The following is a 15,348-nucleotide window of genomic DNA, read 5'->3' as shown; positions in this document are numbered from 1 at the left end:
ACGTTTCATAAAATTCACCCGCCAAGTGAGTTTTCGACGGGCTAGATGGTAGCATAAATAACAAAGAAAATCAATAGCTTATCTGCATTCGCTGAAATTCTTCTGATTGTGATCTTACGGATTCAGGATTCACTTTGATCGGAACCTGACCTGCCGCACGAAGTCCACGTGAACATAATTCCAACACCAACGCATTTTCGTATACTTTTTCGAGGAAACCAGACCCAAGAATTCTGATTACTTCGTAAACAGCACCATTTATGGCATATGTCAGCTCATTTAAATCCATAGAACTTTCACTTTTTTTGTCTTTTGTCCGCCTTTGTCCGTGTGTGTCTGTGGCTAAATCATACCTTCCCTTCCGGATGCCCGATAATATCGTGCCCGCGGGCGCCGAGTTTTTTCAGCATCTGCTTGAAATCGGCCCAGAAGGGTTTGGGATCTTCCCACAGGAATGAGTCATCGCGGGTGGGCGGAAAACTGTGCCGGATAAAGGTTCCCACGGCAACGACGGGGTGAAGGTGCTTCTGCCCCGGGGGGAGCAGGTCGCGGCGCAGCTGACCGAGCAGCCAGTTGGCTTCGCCGCCGAGGATGCGGGAGCGCAGGCCGATTTTATAGGAGCCCTTTTGCATCTTCTCCGGCTCGAAGTGGCTTTGCCAAAGCAGGAACGAGGCCTCGAAACCGGCCATGATCACTGTCGGCAGGCCGCCGCTGAAGCGCGGGTTGATCTCCAGAAAAATGTACTGACCGGTCTCCGGATCGTAATGGAACTGGACCCCGGCGATCCCCTGCCAGCCCAAGGCTTGCAGCAGCTTGACGGTATCGTCGATAACCGGCTGATGGTGGCAGCTGATACGCTGGGTGGTGACGCCGCCGGCCAGGGGCATGTGGTGCTCGCCGATGTAATCGCCGGTGGCGAAGGCCTGGCCGTTGTGCATCAATATCTGCACGTGCTCCTCGGCGCCGGGGTGGTACTCCTGAACAATGACGTTATCAGCGAAACTCCGGAACTGCTCGTACCACCGATCGAGTTCGGCACGATCCCGGGCGTAGGCCGCTTTCAGCGGCACCTTGCCGGCATCGATGTTCTGCCGGCGGGTGCGCAGCACCAGGGGAAAACGCAGGGCTTCCCCACCGTGCTCTTCCATCAGCTCGTCGAGGCACATCCCCTTGGCGACGGGAATCCCCAGTTCGGCGCAAAGGGTTTGCAGATAATCCTTGTCCGTCGACTTGTCGAAGAGCTCGCGGCTCGGCGAGAAGAGATGGACTTCGGGCTCGAAGCGTTCGCGCGCCGCAATCAGCGCATTGTGGTAGCCCTCCGAGACCGGCATGATCGAGCCGACATCAAGCTTCCGCACCAACTCTTCGATCTCGTCGGCGAAACCCGGCTGGCTCGGCCGGTGTTCCAGCGTCCAGGCGCTGGCCGCATAACGGCTATGCGCCGACTGCCCCTCGGCGCTGTTGACGATGGCATGCACCGTCAGGCCGTTACGAGCCATGCTGCGCACCACCCACAACCCGACCTGGGTGTCGCCGACAATGGCCAGCACGCGCCGGTGGCGGTCCGGGTCGATCAGGGACGGGTTGATCGGTTTGACACAGTGCATATAAGCTCCCATTCGTTATTAGCCACGGACACACACGGACAAAAGCGGACAAAAATCATAATCCGTCCACGGAAGGCACGGGAAAAGGCTATAGATTCTTTCTGATGGAAGAAGGGCGGATAAAAGCGAATAACCGTAGGCCAAAAGCCTCTGTCCGCCCTGGTCTGTGTGTGTCCGTGGCAAGAAACATCAAAGTTTTTGAAAAACGGTTCTCACCTCTTCCGCCACCTGCTCCCAACTCCGCACGCCGCTGGCCCGCACCACCTCTTCGGCGTCCCAAGATTGACCCAACACCTCGGCCAAGGCCGTGCGCAGGGGCTCCACCTGTTCGGCGGGGACGATGCGGCCGGCGGCGGGGACGGGGAGGATATCAGGCACCGCACCGACGTCGGTAGCGACCACCGGCGTGCCGCAGGCCAAGCTTTCGAGGACCGCGTTGGGGCAGCCTTCCCGATAGGAAGCCAGCACCCCGACATCAGCGGCGCCATAGTAGAGAGGAATTTTATCATAGGATTGCCTTCCCGGCAGGATGAGTCGCGCCTCCGCTCCGGCCGCCCGCGCCACTTGCCGCAATCCGTCCTCCGTTCCGCCCTGCGCCGGACCGCCGACGATGACCAGCCGCACATCCTCCGGCAATCCGGCCAAGGCCTTGATCGTCTCAAAATGCCCCTTGCGGTAGCCAAGGTGCGCCACCGTCACCAGCAGCCGCCCGTCCTCCGGCAGGCCCAGCTGTTTTCGGCATTCCCGCCGGTCGCGGGGTTTGAAATGCTCGCGGTCGACGCCGTTGCTGATGACGTGCAGACGCTCGTGAGGCACACCCAACTTGTGGGCCTCGTCGGCCATCTTCGACGAGACGCTGATCACCGCCGCCGCCCCGCGCAGCGCCTCGGCGCATTGCCGGGTCTGGGACGGCACCTTCAGGCATTCGTAGATCTTCCCGCGCAAGGTAATGACGTAGGGGATACCCAGTTCCCGGGCGAGGTGCGCCACCCCGACCCCATCGGGCCAGACGAAGTGGGCATCGAGCACGTCGGGCCGCCAGTCGCGGGCGAGGTTCTTCAGCCAGGGCTTGAGCCCGAGGGCGTAAAGTCGGGCGTCGGCGTTCTTGAAGAAACGGGGGATATAGAAAAAACGCGGGCGATGGACGTGCAGCCCCTGCCAGGGCCGCGCCTCGGGGTAGCCGGCCTCCTTCGCCACCCCGGGGAACCAGGGCACCGGCGAACAGACCCGCAGCTCTTCCATTCGCGCCAGCGCCGCCAAACGCTGATAGACGAACATCCCCCAGGTGGGATTCGATGCGTTCGGGAAGCAGTAGGAGAAAGAGAGAATTTTCAAAAGGCCCCCAAAATTTCAGCCACAGACGCACACAGACAAAATCGGACAAAAACCGTAATCTGTCCACGGAAGACACGGAAATCACGGACAAAATCTTGAAAAGCTTTTTTGACGGGATAAGAGCGGATAAAATCGGATGTTAAAACCCAAACCTTAAAAGATTTATCCTGCCTTTATCCGCAGTTATCCGCCTTTATCCTGTCCAAAAACCAGCCTTTGGCCTTTCGGTTTTCTTCCGTGTTTTCCGTGTTTTCCGTGGACCAAAACCTTTGGGGGAATTCCACCTTGACAGTCAGCCTCCTGCGCTTTACCTTCAGGTAGGGCATTATGCTTTTATCCCAACCCCGATGCTTGGCGAGGAGGTCCACCATGCCCACGGCAAAACTCAGCAGTAAAGCCCAGATCGTTCTGCCCGCCGCCATTCGCAAGCGGTTGCGCATCGAGCCCGGCGATACGCTGGAAATCACGGCGGAAGACAACGTCATCCTGATCCGCAAAGCGCCCGATTCAACCGCAGATGCCCTCGGTGCCTGCGCTTCCGAACTGTGGCGGGACTATGCGGAAGAACTGGACGAGGCGCGGGAGCAATGGACCGACTGATTTCCGGCAAAGAACGCCATGGCGGGCTCTACGCCCTCGACACCGTCACCCTCATCTACTACCTCGAACGACATCCCGCCTATTATCCCGCCGCCAGAACCCTCTTCGAAAAGATCGAACGCGGCAATATTTCTGCGGTCATTTCCACCCTCGTCTTCGCCGAACTCCTGGTGCCGGCCTATCGCGCCGGGCAGCCGCAACTGGCCGAAAAAGTCACGCACATTCTCAGCCATTATCCTAACCTAAGGGTGATCCCCCTATCGTCGGAACTCGCCGCCGCCGCCGCGCAACTGCGCGCCGAACACCAACTGCGCACCCCGATGCCATTCATCTCGCCACGGCCCGGCATACGGGCGCACGGGGTTTCATCACCAACGATAAAGAGCTGAAAAAAATCGCCGGCAACGATTTCGAAATTCTGCTCTTCGCCGACCAATAACAATCATTTCTTTAGCCACGGACACACACAGACAAAATCGGACAAAAACCGTAATCTGTCCACGGAAGACACGGAAATCACGGACAAAATCTTTAAAATCTTTTTTTGACGGGAGAAGGGCGGATAGAATCTGATGTTAAAACCAAAAACCCAAAGATTTATCCTGCCTTTATCCGCAGTTATCCGCCTTTATCCTGTCCAAAACCCAGCCGTTGACCTTTCGGTTTTCTTTCCGTGCTTTCCGTGTTTTCCGTGGACCAAAAGATTCTGAATGCCTTAGCCTGTGTGACCTCTGGCCTAAGTATCCGATTAACTCAGGCGCATCACAACAATTTGGCGAAGGCGCTGAACCATCGTCAAAAGCGCCTGCTCACGATGCCTCATAGATGACCTTCCCTTCGCGCTTCGCCCGATAATAAACATTTCCCGGCGTGTCGGACCAGTACTCGAATTTCTCCTGACTCACCAGCAGCAAATCGATCGGCAACCTCAAAAAACCCAAGGCCCGATTCAGGCGTGCTATCTCGGCGACACGATCTTTGACTTCCCGCTCAACCACGAGAATATCGAGATCGCTGTCCCTTTGCGCTTCCGCCCGGGCATAAGAGCCAAACAGAATGATCTTTTCCGGCTGGGCAACCTGCTTCAGAATCGCCGCCGCCTGTTCTATTTTTTCCATGTTATACACAAAACCTCCGCCCCCCAATTTATCCGTTTTCCGTGGCCCAAAGAGAAGCGATCGACTTTGGCCGGGCTCAGGCCTACGTCACGCCAGCAGTTCCACCTGCCCCGCCAGAGGGGTGTTTTCCAGCAGGGCGACCAGCTTGCCGTCCGCCGTCAACATACGGGTATCGTAAACACCGGCCAACGCCACGTACAGGGCATCATAAACCGTGACTCCGCACACTAGGGCAATATCCAAAGCCAAAGGCAGGAGTGTGCGCCCTGCTTCGATGAGTAACGGCAAAGCCCCAATGGCCGCGCCAATCTCACGGGCTTCGGCCTCGGTCAACTCGCCCCGGCGTACCTTCTTCCACAGGATGTTGCCCGTTTCCGGATAGATCAGATCCGGCGCCAGCAACTCCACGGCCCCCTCCTCCACCCGGTCGACCCACGCCCCCGCCTGCTCTGAACCGGTTTCGGGGATATAGGCCTTGATCAACACGCTGGCATCGACTACCCGGATCATCGACCACGGTCTTCCCGCAGCAAGTCGACACTATCGGAAAAATTCCCGCCCCTGACCAGCAAACGCTCCCGGATGGCTGCGGCACGGTGGGCGACATCGCGCCCCAGACGGGCGCTGCGAATGAGAATATCGCTGACTTCCTGCTGCAAGGGGCGATTGTGGCGCCGGGCCCGTTGCTTGAGTTCCTCCACGACCTCGTCGGGAAGATTGCGAACCAGAATGTTCGGCATGACGACCTCCAACATGATAGCAACATGATAGCACGTGGCCTGTAAAGATAAATACCAGAGGGTTTTTCAACGCGGATAAAATCAGAAAAAAACCTGATCTGCCCACGGAAGGCACGGAAATTACGAACAAAATTTTGAAAAGCTTTTTTGACGGGATAAGGGCGGATAAAATCGTATGTTAAACCCACACCCTAAATGATTTATCCTGCCTTTATCCGCAGTTATCCGCCTTTATCCTGTCCGAAACCCAGCCGTTGACCTTTCGGTTTCCTTTCCGTGTCTTCCGTGTTTTCCGTGGACCAAAAGAACCTGTCTAAGGTTGGAAAGACCCCTTTTCCCGCTCATAAAACACCTGCCCGACCAGCTCAATGTGGGCTTCCAGTTCTGGGTGGTGCAGCAACGCATAAACCGACAGGTCGATCATATAGGGAAGCAAAAGATCATCGAGGGCCTCCGCGATCTGATCGCAGCGCCGCTGATCGAGCCCCTCACCGAACAGGGTCAGATCGATGTCCGATCCCGGCTTGTAATTGCCCTTGGCCCGGGAACCGTACAACACGGCCTTCTCGACTTCGGGGAAAGCCGCCAGCACACCCTTAATTTTTTCAATCGTGCTTTCTCTCAACCCGAACCTGGTCATTCCGCAAGGTCCGCTTCCGCCAGGGTCGAAAAGGTTTTCTCCATCGCGGCAAAGGCCGGATAGAACCGGTGCAAAATATCCTCGGCGATGGTTTCGGCCGTTTCAGTGTTGTAGGTGTGGGAACTGAGATTACGCGCCTTGATCATATCCATCCAGGCCTCGCCGTCGCCGATCAGGGCATTCTTGAAAGCGGTCCGCGTCACGTTTTTCGAACCAATCAGCCCAACAAACCCCTGCTCTTCGAGATAGTCCTTCATCACGTTCCAGGCCAGTTCATGGGTAAACTCGAAGCCCTGAATCAATCCCTGCTTTTCGAGATCGGACAAATCCCGCCGCGCGGCCAGTTCAACCGCCGCCGTCAGCGTTTGCAACGCCCGCCGGTAATTATTGAAACGCTGCTTCCAACGAATGTCGTTTTCCATGAACACCCCAACCACAGAAAAATCAGACAAAACCGGCAATCTGTCCACGGAAGACACGGAAATCACGGACAAAATCTTGAAAATCTTTTTTGACTGGATGAAGGTGGATAAAATCGGATGTAAAGTCCAACCCCAAAGACTTATCCGGTTCTATCCGCAGTGATCCGCCTTTATCCTGTCTAAAACCCAGCCGTTGACCTTTCGGTTTTCTTCCGTGCTTTCCGTGTTTTCCGTGGACAGGAATGGATCGGTCCTCTGACTACCGAACCAATCGTTGCAGCAGAAGATCTTCGACATTCCGGCGGGCATCGAGCAGCGCCAGGATATAGACGCTCCCCTCCGTGATGCGAAAAACGATCCGCCAGGGGTCGACAATCAGTTCGCGATACTGACCGATGCCCTGCGCTTGCAGCTCCGGGGCGATTCGGCCGAGCTCGGGATGATCCTTGAGGGCATCGACTTGCCGGCGGATCTTTTTGAGGATGTGCAATGCATTGCCCGGACTGTCCAGGGCGATATAGTCGATGACGCCGACCAGATCCCGTTCCGCCGTATGGGTCCAGACGACCCGAAAACTCGCGATCATCGGCGTTGCAGTTCCTTTTCCAGTCGCTCGAAGAGGTCGTCATGGGCGGTATGTTTCCCCTCCCGCACGTCCGCTTCCCCCTGGGAAACAAGTTTCAGCAGACCGATGACGTTGCGCATCTCCTCGTAACTGCGAGCATCCTGCAAGACCGCCCGGGCTTCCCCGTTTTGAGTGATGATCACCGGCCGCTGGGTTTCATTGACCTGTTTGAGCAGCTCGGCGGTCTTTGCTTTCAGATAGGTTACGGGCTTGATGTCGTTGGTAATATGCATGGGCACCTCCAGTCTTTTTAGCGTACCTAATTCAGCGCCAAAACAGAAGCGGAGAAATGATTGTGGAACGGACCTCACCCCTCACCCCTTCAAATCCCGGTGAAGAGAAAATCGAGGGCGGCGACAATTTCGGTCCGTTGCGTTTTGGCCGAGGCGACGGGTTGGCCCAGGGCCGCAATGGGGATAGCCGCGAGCAGCTGGGTGAGCAGAAGATAGTCAGCGCCGCCGATCCGGATGCGGGGATTAACGGTCTTCATCGCCGGCCCGACGTTTTCCGCGCGAGCCAGCGGCGCCACCACCCGCGTCGTCAGAGGTTCGAGGAGTTCATCCTGCAGATCGAGCAGATAGTCGATCCCTTCCCCCTGATGGGCATAGATGTCGAATTGCGCCATCAGAATCTCCGCAGCCCGTCGCTCCACAACCCGTGCTCAGCCACGAACCGGTTCGCCGCTTCCATCGCCTCGCGGTTCTCCTCCAGCCAAGTCTGGCGATCCTGCTCCTTGAGGATTTTCGTCAAACTTTCTTCCAGCGTTTGCGACAGATTGATATTGCGAGCCTTGGCCTGGCGCAACAGGTCGCCGCGGATACTCAGATTCGCCGGTTGTTTTTTCGCGGTATTCACAAGCACCTCCCATGCGCATTGAATGCGTACAGCATAGGGTCAGGAGGGGGTGTCGTCAAGCAACCTGGCCGGTAAAAACATAGAGACTTTAGAAGCTATTTTCTGTCCACGGAAAGCACGGAAATCACGGACAAAACCTTGAAAAGATTTTCTGTTTTCAGATTTTTTTCCTTGCTTTCCGTGTTTTCCGTGGACCCAAAAGATTCTATCCGCCGCCTTGGTCTGTGTGGACCTGTGGCTCATTGCCTTTTAGCCGCGAACAGAATCACAATACCGCATGAATAACATTCTCTCAGGCCGCATGGGGCTGAACTTCCTTGCTAATTTTTTCCCCATGGACAAAACGGGTCTGACGCAGCTCATAGGCCGCCTGCAGGTTCATCCAGAATTCCGGGGTCGTGCCGAAAAAGCGGGACAGACGCAAGGCGGTATCCGCCGTCACTGCCCGTTGCTCATTGAGAATTCCGGTGATTCGGTTGGGGGGCACGTGAAGAGCGGTAGCCAGCTGACGGGCGGAGAGCTGCAATTCCTCCATCTCTTCGCGAAGGATCTCGCCGGGATGAATCGGCCGCATAGAGTTGGTCATAACCTTTGCCTTTCAAACCTGATCTGTCCACGGAAAACACGGAAAGCACGGACAAAATCTTAAAAGTTTTTTTGACGGGATAAGGGGGGTCCGGTGCATGCCCCAGGTTTCTCATCCCGTCAAAAATTCCAGCGGCACATCCAACACCCGGGCAATGGCCGCCAGGGTTTCGACGGTTCCTTGCCGTTTGCCGGATTCTATCTGGGACAGATAGGGTTTGCTGATGCCCGATTGGTCGGCAAGCGCCTGCTGGGTCAGTCCCCGATGCTCGCGCCAGAGTTTCATGGGGGATTCCCCCTCCAGTTCACGCCGGAGAATTTCGGCGGGGACAAGCGGTTCAAGGCCGGCGGCATAACTGTCATAAAATTCGGCAACGACCCGCGCATCGGCCTTATCCTCCATAAACGCCAGCATGCGCAGATAATCGGCATAGGGAATGACCGCGTATTCCGGCTTACCGTTTTTTTCGATAATCTGTGCTTTCATTGATACACATCTCCCCGCGATGCGATACGCACAACAGCGATCAGCAACGCCTCTTCATGAACGAGATACACAACGCGCCAATCGCCGACCCGTAACCGATAGCCCGGGTGATTGGTCAATTTCAGGACATTGTTGTTCGCGGCGAAAGGATCCACGGCCAGCGCCTCGATCTTCTCGCAGATCAGTTTGGCGACATTGCGCGGCATGGCCTTGAGTGTCTTTCGGGCAGCTTTTGAATAATCGACGGTAAACATGGCTCAAGTTAGCATAAAGCAAACAACCATTCAAGAGAGGCACGGCAGCGCTCCCCGGCCCGATCCAAAACCCAAGGCTTTGACTTTCGGTTTTCTTCCGTGCTTTCCGTGTTTTCCGTGGACCAAAAGATTCTGTCCGCCTTGGTCTGTGTGGGTCTGTGGCTAATTAGACCTCACCTCTCAGCACTCGCCTGTACCACTCGATATACGCATCCACCATTCGCTCGACGCCGAAGTTTTTTTCTGCGTAAGCCTTTCCGGCAACACCGAGGGTCTCAGCCAGGCTGGGCTCGGTGATCAGCCGGGTCATGGCCGCCGCCAACTGCGCCGGTTGCGCGGCGTCGACCAGCAGCGCCTGTTCCCCCACCGCGTCGGGAATGCCACCGACCCTGGTCGCCACCACCGGCAGACCGGCCATCATCGCTTCGAGAATGACCATCGGCAGCCCTTCGCTGCGGCTGGAGAGGACGAAAGCATCGGCGGCGGCGTAGAGGGCGGCGGTATCCTGGCGGAAGCCGAGAAAGCGAAAGCGCTCCCCCACCTGCCGTTCTTCGACCCGTTGTTTGAGCATGCGGCAGTAATCGCTTTCGTTCAGCGTGCCGGCAACGACCACCCGGATCTTCCGGCCGGCCGGCAGCAGCGCCACGGCGTCGATGAGGTCTTCGAAAGCTTTTTCGGGGCGGGGGTTGCCGACCGCCAGAAAGAGGAAATCCCCCGGTTCGCAACCTAACTCGGAGCGTACCCGCTCGCGGTCGTCGGCATCGCGGGGAACAGCGGGAACGCCATTGGCGATGATCTGGATAGGTCGAGGCCAAGCTAGGTAATCCCGGTGCCGGGCAGCGACTTTGTCGGAAACGGCGGAAAAGGCGGTGATGAAGCGGGACAAGAAACGGTATCTGGATTTAAGGCTTTCAAAGCCTTCGTAAAGCAGGCCATGAGCGCTGAATAGGATGGGGCGGCGCCCGGCCAGAGCATTGGCGGCCAGGGCGTAAGGGAGGCTGGCGTAGTCGTGCAGATGGATGACCGAGGGTTTGAAGCGGTTGAGTTCCCGACGCAGCCGCCAGACCGCGCCGAGATCCTTGCCGCTGTAACTGTTGAGTGCCGTCAGCCGCACCGCCGTCCCCCCGAACTCGGAAGCGAGAAGCCCTTCGCCTTGCAGGCAGATCACCAGCACCGGGATATTCCGCGCCGCAAGCCCCTTGGCCAGATGCACGACGACCCGCTCCATCCCGCCGGGGCGGAGTTCGGAGAGGAGGAGGGCGATGCGGGGATGTGCGGTTGAAGAAACCAAGGGAACCTCGAATCTTAAAACTTGAAAACCTGTCTCACGCAAAGACGCAAAGAAGCGGTTAGAACCTTTAAAAAACCAAGGATTTTATGTTTTTACTGCGGCTTTGCGGCTTGAGTGAGCGCAGCGAACGGGCGTGAGAAACAAGCTTTCACAGCCCGTTCACCACCCGTGAAATCCCCTCTTTCATCGTTGGGGCGCCGAAGTTTATCAGGAGACCGAGTTTGCAATCGGCCAACCGCAGATAGGTGAGCAACTGCTTCTTGTGGACCGGGGCGATCTTCTCTACCGACTTCAGTTCCACGATCACGCGGTTATTGACAATCAGATCGGCGCGAAACCCTTCGTCGAAATTCAGCCCTTCATAGGTTATCGGTATCCGCTTCTGCCGTTCGACGGAAAGCCCTCTGCCCAGAAGTTCATGGGCAAGAATCGTCTCGTAAACAGATTCGAGCAGCCCCGGCCCCAGGTTCAAATGCAGCTTGAAGGCGGCGGAAACAATATGCTGCGCGATGTCGTTCTCATACATGGGGAACCCCGAAACCCGGCCTTACGCGAAGACGCCAAGACGCGGTTAATACCTTAAAGACCTAGAGATTTTATGCCGTTACTGCGGCTTTGCGGCTTGAGTGAGCGAAGCGAACGGGCGTGAAAACAAAACCCTAAAACCTTAGCCTCACGCAAAGACGCTAAGACGCGGTTAGAACCTTAAAAACCTAGAAATTTAAGCAGTTACCGCGGCTTTGCGGCTTGAGTGAGCACAGCGAACGGGCGTGAGAACAGGTTTTTTGCCTTAAAATAACGGCCTCGCCCCCCCTGGCACCTCCCCCATGACGTGGTTATCGTAGGCCCGGCGCAGGCAGATCGGCAGCATGAGCAGTAGCCAGACGACTTCGGTATAGATCATGGTTATGGCGATCCCGCAGGTGAGAATGACAACCAGGGAAACGGTCAGAGCAAAATAGAACTGGCTGAAGTCCTCGGCATCTTCCGCAACCAAACCACCCGCTCCGCCATGCACCTTCTTGAGGGTGCCATAGGTCTGCCAGAGCAAGAAAACAAACAGGGAAATCCCCAGCAACCCCAGTTCGGCAGCACATTTCACATAGGTATTGTGGGAATCTTTGCCTTCATATTCAGGGATGTAGTGTCCGATAGTCTGATACCAGTTACCGGGACCAATCCCAACCGGGTTATTGAGCACCATCTTCGCCCCCGCTTTCCAAAGTTCAATCCGGCTGGAGGTTGAAGAGTCCATCTCTTGCTGATCGGTCGTAATGGTCGAAATCCGTTCGACAAAAAGATCATCAGTCAGGTAAAGACCCCCCAAGGCACCGACAATCAGCAGAACCAGAATTTTTTTCCGTAGCCTCTTTGGCGCAAACCACAAAGCCGCGACGGCTCCCATGGCCACCCCGAGAAACGCACCGCGACTGCGGCAGAGAATGACGGCGTTGGCGGTAAACGCCCCACAGCCAAGGGCATAAAGCTTTACGAGCCAGTGTTTACTGCGCAGGAACTGGATGCCGATGATCGGCAGCATCGCCGCCATGAACGCGGCAAAAAAGTTGGCTTCGGCGAAATCGGCGCCGCCGATATTTTCCAACCGCCCCCCGACAAAGCGCCCGTAGGGCGTCTGCCAGGCTTTTATCCCCAGAATCAAGCCGGCCGTCGCCAAGACCCAGAAAAGGCCGCTGAGTTTCTTCAGATCGGTGATGACATGGGTCATCATCAGGGTGAAGATCACGATTTTTGTAAGTTTGATCGAAGGATGGTCGACGCTGCCATAACGTCCGACGGTTTCCGGGCCAACAAAAACCAGCAGCCAAACCAAGAGCAAAAAGGCCAGTAAGATCTTTTCCTGGGGATAGAGCAAAGCCTCACCGAAGCTCAATTTCTTCCATTGAAAAACGATGCCGGCAATAGTGGCTAGGGCCAGAGTGAACGAGACGCGCAAACCCATTTGGGCGAAGGGCCGCCCCCACCACTGATCGCTGGGATTGATACAGTAATCGGCGAGATAAGCGTAAATGCCCAGATGCGGCAGAAAAACAGCGCCGACCACGCAAAAGCCGAACAGGCCAATAAAGATCAATCCCTTCAATGACATGCTAACGGCCTCCTGTCATAACATCGACACCGGGCACCAGCTTTTCCAACTCTGCCACTTCAACCCGCATCCGCTCTTCCCAGGTCCAGAATGTTTCAGATAGTTGCTTCTGTGCCTGGCCGAGCCGTTCACGCAATGGCTCATCCCGGCAGATCTCCGCGAGCAATTTGCCCAGGGCTTCCTTGTCGTCCTTCTCAGCCAACAAGGCATTTTCACGATGATGCAAAAGATCGGATGTCGAAGGGTCATTGACGGAGAGAACCGGCAACCCGGCCCAAGCTGCTTCGTAAAGGGGATTACAGCGGTTGGTGACGTCGTTGGTGATCATGAACATATCGGCGGTGTTCATCAGCGCCCAAATGTCGTCATGAGCCACGGCCCCCAACCACACGACCTGATCGGAAACCCCGAGTTCTGTAGCCAACGTCCGCAGATTTTCTTTCTCCGGGCCGTCACCGGCAACCACCAGTTGACAATCGACGCCTGTCCCCCGGCAGACAGCCAGAGCCCGCAACATCCGGTCGATGCGCTTCCAGTAACTCAGGCGGGAGCAGGATACCGCCCAACGACTTTCCAACCTAAGTTGCGGACCAAAACGGGCGACCAGGTCGGCGCGGGTGACCTGCGGTGGTTGCGAAGGGGGTTCGACACCATTTTGCCAGAACCGGAAGCGGTGGTCAGGAGTCCCGAACTTGCGGGCCACTTCATCACCACGGGTGCCGTCGTTGGCGCAGATCAGCAGCGAGGACGGGACCAGATAACCGGCTGCGGCGGTCGGGTAGCGCAGGCCGACGAAAGGCCTGTTCATCAAATCGGCCAAGAAGGTGCCGTAAAGGCGAGTGACGTTGGGCACCTTGAACCAGCGGCCGAGCAAAAAACCCGCCAAAGCCGCATATTGGTTATGGGCATAAACCAGTTGCGGCACGAATCCATTCCGCCGAACTTGAAAGGACTTCGCCATTAGACTGACAGTCAGCCCTAACAGCATGCCGACATTCAAAATCCATCGAAAAGCAAAGGGGACGGCATCACCCTTACCCCGGGCCTTTATCCGCAGCTTCTTCAATGTCAGTAACCATCGACAAGGTGCAAAATGCAAAACCAGCTTCTGCCCCTCAGGAACGAACAAGGGCTGTTCATCGTCTGAAAACGGATCGTACTGGGGGAGAACCAACTCAATATGATGGCCCGCAGCCAAGTGGCCCTTGAGGGTTTCCCGCAATGACGGCATGCCCCCTTTGCCATCCATGGACCAAACGGGAAGTGCTGAAATATGTAAAAAATTCAAGGGATGGCCCCTTTCACCTGCTTATAAGTCGTATTTAATTGGTGAATCATTTTCCGTTTGCGCTGATATTCACGGCGCCAATTACCAAGCCTTTTTCGCAAATTTTCTTTCTCAGGAGGGCAATCAACTACTTCCCCAACCTTGGCAAAGGGGATATGCGACAAGTCGATTTTTTTATAAGAATCCAACGAGTCGAGACTGACTCCCGCTTGAAGATCCTGTCCACTGACAAGGTATTTGCAATCTTCTGTGACTTGAATGCTCCAAAACACATCGGGGCTCGCTTGGTAATCGGTGGCAAAAACTCGGTTGTTGACTTTGTCGAATTCGATGTTAGCCGTGGCACTGTCACGCCTGCGCCACCACGCGGCGATATCCGCCATATTGCCGGTACAAACGTCCTCGTAAGACAGCGCCTTCTGACAGATGCGCTTAACTAACTGAGGACAATCACCCATGCGCCCTGGCATATCGGGATGGCCATAGATGAACATGGGCTCACAGGAATGATATTTCTTTTCCAACAATTGCTCGAAAAAACGGCCCACTTCCTCTGAACCAAGTTCTAAACCAAACTTGGGGAAGCGGTCTCCGAGACAGTGAAAAGGGATTTCAACCATGCTGTAAGCTTCGGAATCATTCTTTGACAGGAAAAAAGGAAAGTCATCATGACCAACGCCAAAAGAACTGGCGTACTGATACCCCTTTTCCTCTAAAACATCGTACATCGATGGATGCCAGAAACTGGCCGGTCCGACATACCCTTTAGGAACAACACCGACACCTGCTAACAAATCCTCTGTCAGTTCAAGATTTTTCCGATTACGTTTTTTATCGTCAAAAACATAGTGAACAAAAGTGTGGTTCCCGACCTCAGACCCCAAGCCAACGACTTCTTGTAAAAGATGCGCCTTCCCCACATACGCCTTCCCACAAACAAACAAGGACAAACTTTTCGACCAAGGACGAATAGTATCAACAAATCGCAACAGACCAGTTTCATCACCGGCATCCATATCGGCCCGAAAGCTAAAAAAACTTCGACACCCATTGGGCCAATACCATTTTTGGATCAAGGGCAACCCTGAACACTGCAGTGTTATAAAAATTTCGTTATTTATTAGTTCCCTTATGTTTTTATTAGAATGAAGTGGTAGACTTTCCCAAATGAAAGAAGGAAAGAATTCATTTAAATAGATACATTTTTTCGTGACAAGAAATATGTCTTTATTAGCCGAGCCGTAGGAAGACAAAGCAATAGTACTAGTAATTTTCTTTTTATTAGAATCACTCAAACAGTCGATCAAACAAGTCCCATCGAGCTGAAATATTTTCTTCAGATCTAGATAATTTTCAGTTTTATTCGATTTTATTCGATTAAAAAACATGTTTAT

Annotated in this window: 22 protein-coding genes; 2 read left to right on the top strand and 20 right to left on the bottom strand. The window is 55.2% G+C overall.

Annotated features, from left to right (window positions below; translation table 11 throughout):
- Positions 1-70 precede the first annotated feature (70 nt).
- From RBR25_RS11725 to RBR25_RS11715, 3 genes are all read right to left on the bottom strand, one after another.
- On the bottom strand, positions 71-289 hold the full coding sequence (locus tag RBR25_RS11725; protein WP_432819738.1) for a GxxExxY protein: 219 nt from the start codon (positions 287-289) through the stop codon (positions 71-73).
- Positions 290-347: 58 nt separating this feature from the next.
- Positions 348-1,607, bottom strand: a complete 1,260-nt coding sequence (locus RBR25_RS11720; protein WP_432819737.1) for an ATP-grasp domain-containing protein — start codon at positions 1,605-1,607, stop codon at positions 348-350.
- A gap of 189 nt (positions 1,608-1,796) precedes the next feature.
- Entirely contained in the window at positions 1,797-2,942 is a 1,146-nt protein-coding gene (locus RBR25_RS11715; RefSeq protein WP_432819736.1) for a glycosyltransferase, read from the bottom strand.
- Positions 2,943-3,311: 369 nt separating this feature from the next.
- On the opposite strand from RBR25_RS11715, the gene RBR25_RS11710 reads away from it, so the two are divergent.
- Together RBR25_RS11710 and RBR25_RS11705 are read left to right on the top strand one after the other, a co-directional pair.
- Positions 3,312-3,542 carry an AbrB/MazE/SpoVT family DNA-binding domain-containing protein gene (locus tag RBR25_RS11710; protein ID WP_432819735.1) on the top strand — a complete coding sequence of 77 codons (231 nt, stop codon included), beginning with the start codon at positions 3,312-3,314 and terminating at the stop codon, positions 3,540-3,542.
- Positions 3,530-3,931: a type II toxin-antitoxin system VapC family toxin gene (locus RBR25_RS11705; protein WP_432819734.1), complete on the top strand. Its 402-nt coding sequence runs from the start codon at positions 3,530-3,532 to the stop codon at positions 3,929-3,931. Before RBR25_RS11710 ends, RBR25_RS11705 begins: the two co-directional genes overlap by 13 nt.
- Positions 3,932-4,351: 420 nt before the next feature.
- Here the strand turns inward: RBR25_RS11705 and RBR25_RS11700 are convergent, their stop codons facing one another.
- The 17 genes from RBR25_RS11700 to RBR25_RS11620 form a co-directional block, all read right to left on the bottom strand.
- Positions 4,352-4,660, bottom strand: coding sequence for a nucleotidyltransferase domain-containing protein (locus RBR25_RS11700; protein ID WP_432819733.1), 309 nt, complete (start codon positions 4,658-4,660; stop codon positions 4,352-4,354).
- An 87-nt stretch (positions 4,661-4,747) separates the two neighbouring features.
- Positions 4,748-5,170, bottom strand: a complete 423-nt coding sequence (locus RBR25_RS11695; RefSeq protein WP_432819732.1) for a type II toxin-antitoxin system VapC family toxin — start codon at positions 5,168-5,170, stop codon at positions 4,748-4,750.
- Positions 5,167-5,400 (bottom strand): FitA-like ribbon-helix-helix domain-containing protein, encoded by a 234-nt coding sequence (locus tag RBR25_RS11690; RefSeq protein ID WP_432819731.1) that lies wholly within the window; start codon positions 5,398-5,400, stop codon positions 5,167-5,169. Before RBR25_RS11690 ends, RBR25_RS11695 begins: the two co-directional genes overlap by 4 nt.
- 313 nt (positions 5,401-5,713) lie before the next feature.
- Positions 5,714-6,040, bottom strand: a complete 327-nt coding sequence (locus tag RBR25_RS11685) for a nucleotidyltransferase domain-containing protein (RefSeq protein ID WP_432819730.1) — start codon at positions 6,038-6,040, stop codon at positions 5,714-5,716.
- A complete protein-coding gene (locus RBR25_RS11680) occupies positions 6,037-6,462 on the bottom strand; it encodes a nucleotidyltransferase substrate binding protein (protein ID WP_432819729.1) in 426 nt (141 codons plus the stop codon). Before RBR25_RS11680 ends, RBR25_RS11685 begins: the two co-directional genes overlap by 4 nt.
- Before the next feature lie 259 nt (positions 6,463-6,721).
- Entirely contained in the window at positions 6,722-7,048 is a 327-nt protein-coding gene (locus RBR25_RS11675; protein WP_432819728.1) for a type II toxin-antitoxin system RelE/ParE family toxin, read from the bottom strand.
- The gene (locus RBR25_RS11670; protein WP_092056318.1) at positions 7,045-7,320 is read right to left on the bottom strand and encodes a type II toxin-antitoxin system Phd/YefM family antitoxin; all 276 of its coding nucleotides are present in this window, start codon (positions 7,318-7,320) and stop codon (positions 7,045-7,047) included. The genes RBR25_RS11675 and RBR25_RS11670 overlap by 4 nt, the downstream gene beginning before the upstream one ends.
- An 89-nt stretch (positions 7,321-7,409) precedes the next feature.
- Entirely contained in the window at positions 7,410-7,712 is a 303-nt protein-coding gene (locus RBR25_RS11665; protein ID WP_432819727.1) for a CcdB family protein, read from the bottom strand.
- Entirely contained in the window at positions 7,712-7,942 is a 231-nt protein-coding gene (locus tag RBR25_RS11660) for a type II toxin-antitoxin system CcdA family antitoxin (RefSeq protein WP_432819726.1), read from the bottom strand. Before RBR25_RS11660 ends, RBR25_RS11665 begins: the two co-directional genes overlap by 1 nt.
- A 292-nt stretch (positions 7,943-8,234) precedes the next feature.
- Entirely contained in the window at positions 8,235-8,528 is a 294-nt protein-coding gene (locus RBR25_RS11655; RefSeq protein ID WP_432819725.1) for a HigA family addiction module antitoxin, read from the bottom strand.
- Positions 8,529-8,639: 111 nt separating this feature from the next.
- Positions 8,640-9,014: a helix-turn-helix domain-containing protein gene (locus RBR25_RS11650; RefSeq protein WP_432819724.1), complete on the bottom strand. Its 375-nt coding sequence runs from the start codon at positions 9,012-9,014 to the stop codon at positions 8,640-8,642.
- Positions 9,011-9,268 carry a type II toxin-antitoxin system RelE family toxin gene (locus tag RBR25_RS11645; protein WP_432819723.1) on the bottom strand — a complete coding sequence of 86 codons (258 nt, stop codon included), beginning with the start codon at positions 9,266-9,268 and terminating at the stop codon, positions 9,011-9,013. The genes RBR25_RS11650 and RBR25_RS11645 overlap by 4 nt, the downstream gene beginning before the upstream one ends.
- Before the next feature lie 166 nt (positions 9,269-9,434).
- Complete coding sequence (locus RBR25_RS11640; RefSeq protein ID WP_432819722.1) at positions 9,435-10,559, bottom strand: glycosyltransferase family 4 protein; 1,125 nt, start codon at positions 10,557-10,559, stop codon at positions 9,435-9,437.
- A gap of 148 nt (positions 10,560-10,707) precedes the next feature.
- Positions 10,708-11,085, bottom strand: coding sequence for a GxxExxY protein (locus tag RBR25_RS11635; protein ID WP_432819721.1), 378 nt, complete (start codon positions 11,083-11,085; stop codon positions 10,708-10,710).
- Positions 11,086-11,349: 264 nt separating this feature from the next.
- Positions 11,350-12,666 (bottom strand): O-antigen ligase family protein, encoded by a 1,317-nt coding sequence (locus RBR25_RS11630; RefSeq protein WP_432819720.1) that lies wholly within the window; start codon positions 12,664-12,666, stop codon positions 11,350-11,352.
- 1 nt (position 12,667) lies between these two features.
- Positions 12,668-13,954 (bottom strand): glycosyltransferase family 4 protein, encoded by a 1,287-nt coding sequence (locus RBR25_RS11625; protein WP_432819719.1) that lies wholly within the window; start codon positions 13,952-13,954, stop codon positions 12,668-12,670.
- Complete coding sequence (locus tag RBR25_RS11620; protein WP_432819718.1) at positions 13,951-15,342, bottom strand: hypothetical protein; 1,392 nt, start codon at positions 15,340-15,342, stop codon at positions 13,951-13,953. Before RBR25_RS11620 ends, RBR25_RS11625 begins: the two co-directional genes overlap by 4 nt.
- Positions 15,343-15,348: the final 6 nt, after the last annotated feature.

This window comes from Trichloromonas sp. (genome assembly GCF_034006665.1).
Lineage (GTDB): Bacteria > Desulfobacterota > Desulfuromonadia > Desulfuromonadales > Trichloromonadaceae > Trichloromonas.
This window is presented reverse-complemented; position numbering and strand designations above follow the sequence as displayed.

What these genes read in the sequence shown, in the direction of transcription:
- RBR25_RS11725 (WP_432819738.1), bottom strand. Translation starts at nt 289, where the DNA reads ATGGATTTAAATGAGCTGACATATGCCATAAATGGTGCTGTTTACGAA.
- RBR25_RS11720 (WP_432819737.1), bottom strand. Translation starts at nt 1,607, where the DNA reads ATGCACTGTGTCAAACCGATCAACCCGTCCCTGATCGACCCGGACCGC.
- RBR25_RS11710 (WP_432819735.1), top strand. Translation starts at nt 3,312, where the DNA reads ATGCCCACGGCAAAACTCAGCAGTAAAGCCCAGATCGTTCTGCCCGCC.
- RBR25_RS11705 (WP_432819734.1), top strand. Translation starts at nt 3,530, where the DNA reads ATGGACCGACTGATTTCCGGCAAAGAACGCCATGGCGGGCTCTACGCC.
- RBR25_RS11700 (WP_432819733.1), bottom strand. Translation starts at nt 4,660, where the DNA reads ATGGAAAAAATAGAACAGGCGGCGGCGATTCTGAAGCAGGTTGCCCAG.
- RBR25_RS11695 (WP_432819732.1), bottom strand. Translation starts at nt 5,170, where the DNA reads ATGATCCGGGTAGTCGATGCCAGCGTGTTGATCAAGGCCTATATCCCC.
- RBR25_RS11690 (WP_432819731.1), bottom strand. Translation starts at nt 5,400, where the DNA reads ATGCCGAACATTCTGGTTCGCAATCTTCCCGACGAGGTCGTGGAGGAA.
- RBR25_RS11685 (WP_432819730.1), bottom strand. Translation starts at nt 6,040, where the DNA reads ATGACCAGGTTCGGGTTGAGAGAAAGCACGATTGAAAAAATTAAGGGT.
- RBR25_RS11680 (WP_432819729.1), bottom strand. Translation starts at nt 6,462, where the DNA reads ATGGAAAACGACATTCGTTGGAAGCAGCGTTTCAATAATTACCGGCGG.
- RBR25_RS11675 (WP_432819728.1), bottom strand. Translation starts at nt 7,048, where the DNA reads ATGATCGCGAGTTTTCGGGTCGTCTGGACCCATACGGCGGAACGGGAT.
- RBR25_RS11670 (WP_092056318.1), bottom strand. Translation starts at nt 7,320, where the DNA reads ATGCATATTACCAACGACATCAAGCCCGTAACCTATCTGAAAGCAAAG.
- RBR25_RS11665 (WP_432819727.1), bottom strand. Translation starts at nt 7,712, where the DNA reads ATGGCGCAATTCGACATCTATGCCCATCAGGGGGAAGGGATCGACTAT.
- RBR25_RS11655 (WP_432819725.1), bottom strand. Translation starts at nt 8,528, where the DNA reads ATGACCAACTCTATGCGGCCGATTCATCCCGGCGAGATCCTTCGCGAA.
- RBR25_RS11650 (WP_432819724.1), bottom strand. Translation starts at nt 9,014, where the DNA reads ATGAAAGCACAGATTATCGAAAAAAACGGTAAGCCGGAATACGCGGTC.
- RBR25_RS11645 (WP_432819723.1), bottom strand. Translation starts at nt 9,268, where the DNA reads ATGTTTACCGTCGATTATTCAAAAGCTGCCCGAAAGACACTCAAGGCC.
- RBR25_RS11635 (WP_432819721.1), bottom strand. Translation starts at nt 11,085, where the DNA reads ATGTATGAGAACGACATCGCGCAGCATATTGTTTCCGCCGCCTTCAAG.
- RBR25_RS11630 (WP_432819720.1), bottom strand. Translation starts at nt 12,666, where the DNA reads ATGTCATTGAAGGGATTGATCTTTATTGGCCTGTTCGGCTTTTGCGTG.
- RBR25_RS11620 (WP_432819718.1), bottom strand. Translation starts at nt 15,342, where the DNA reads ATGTTTTTTAATCGAATAAAATCGAATAAAACTGAAAATTATCTAGAT.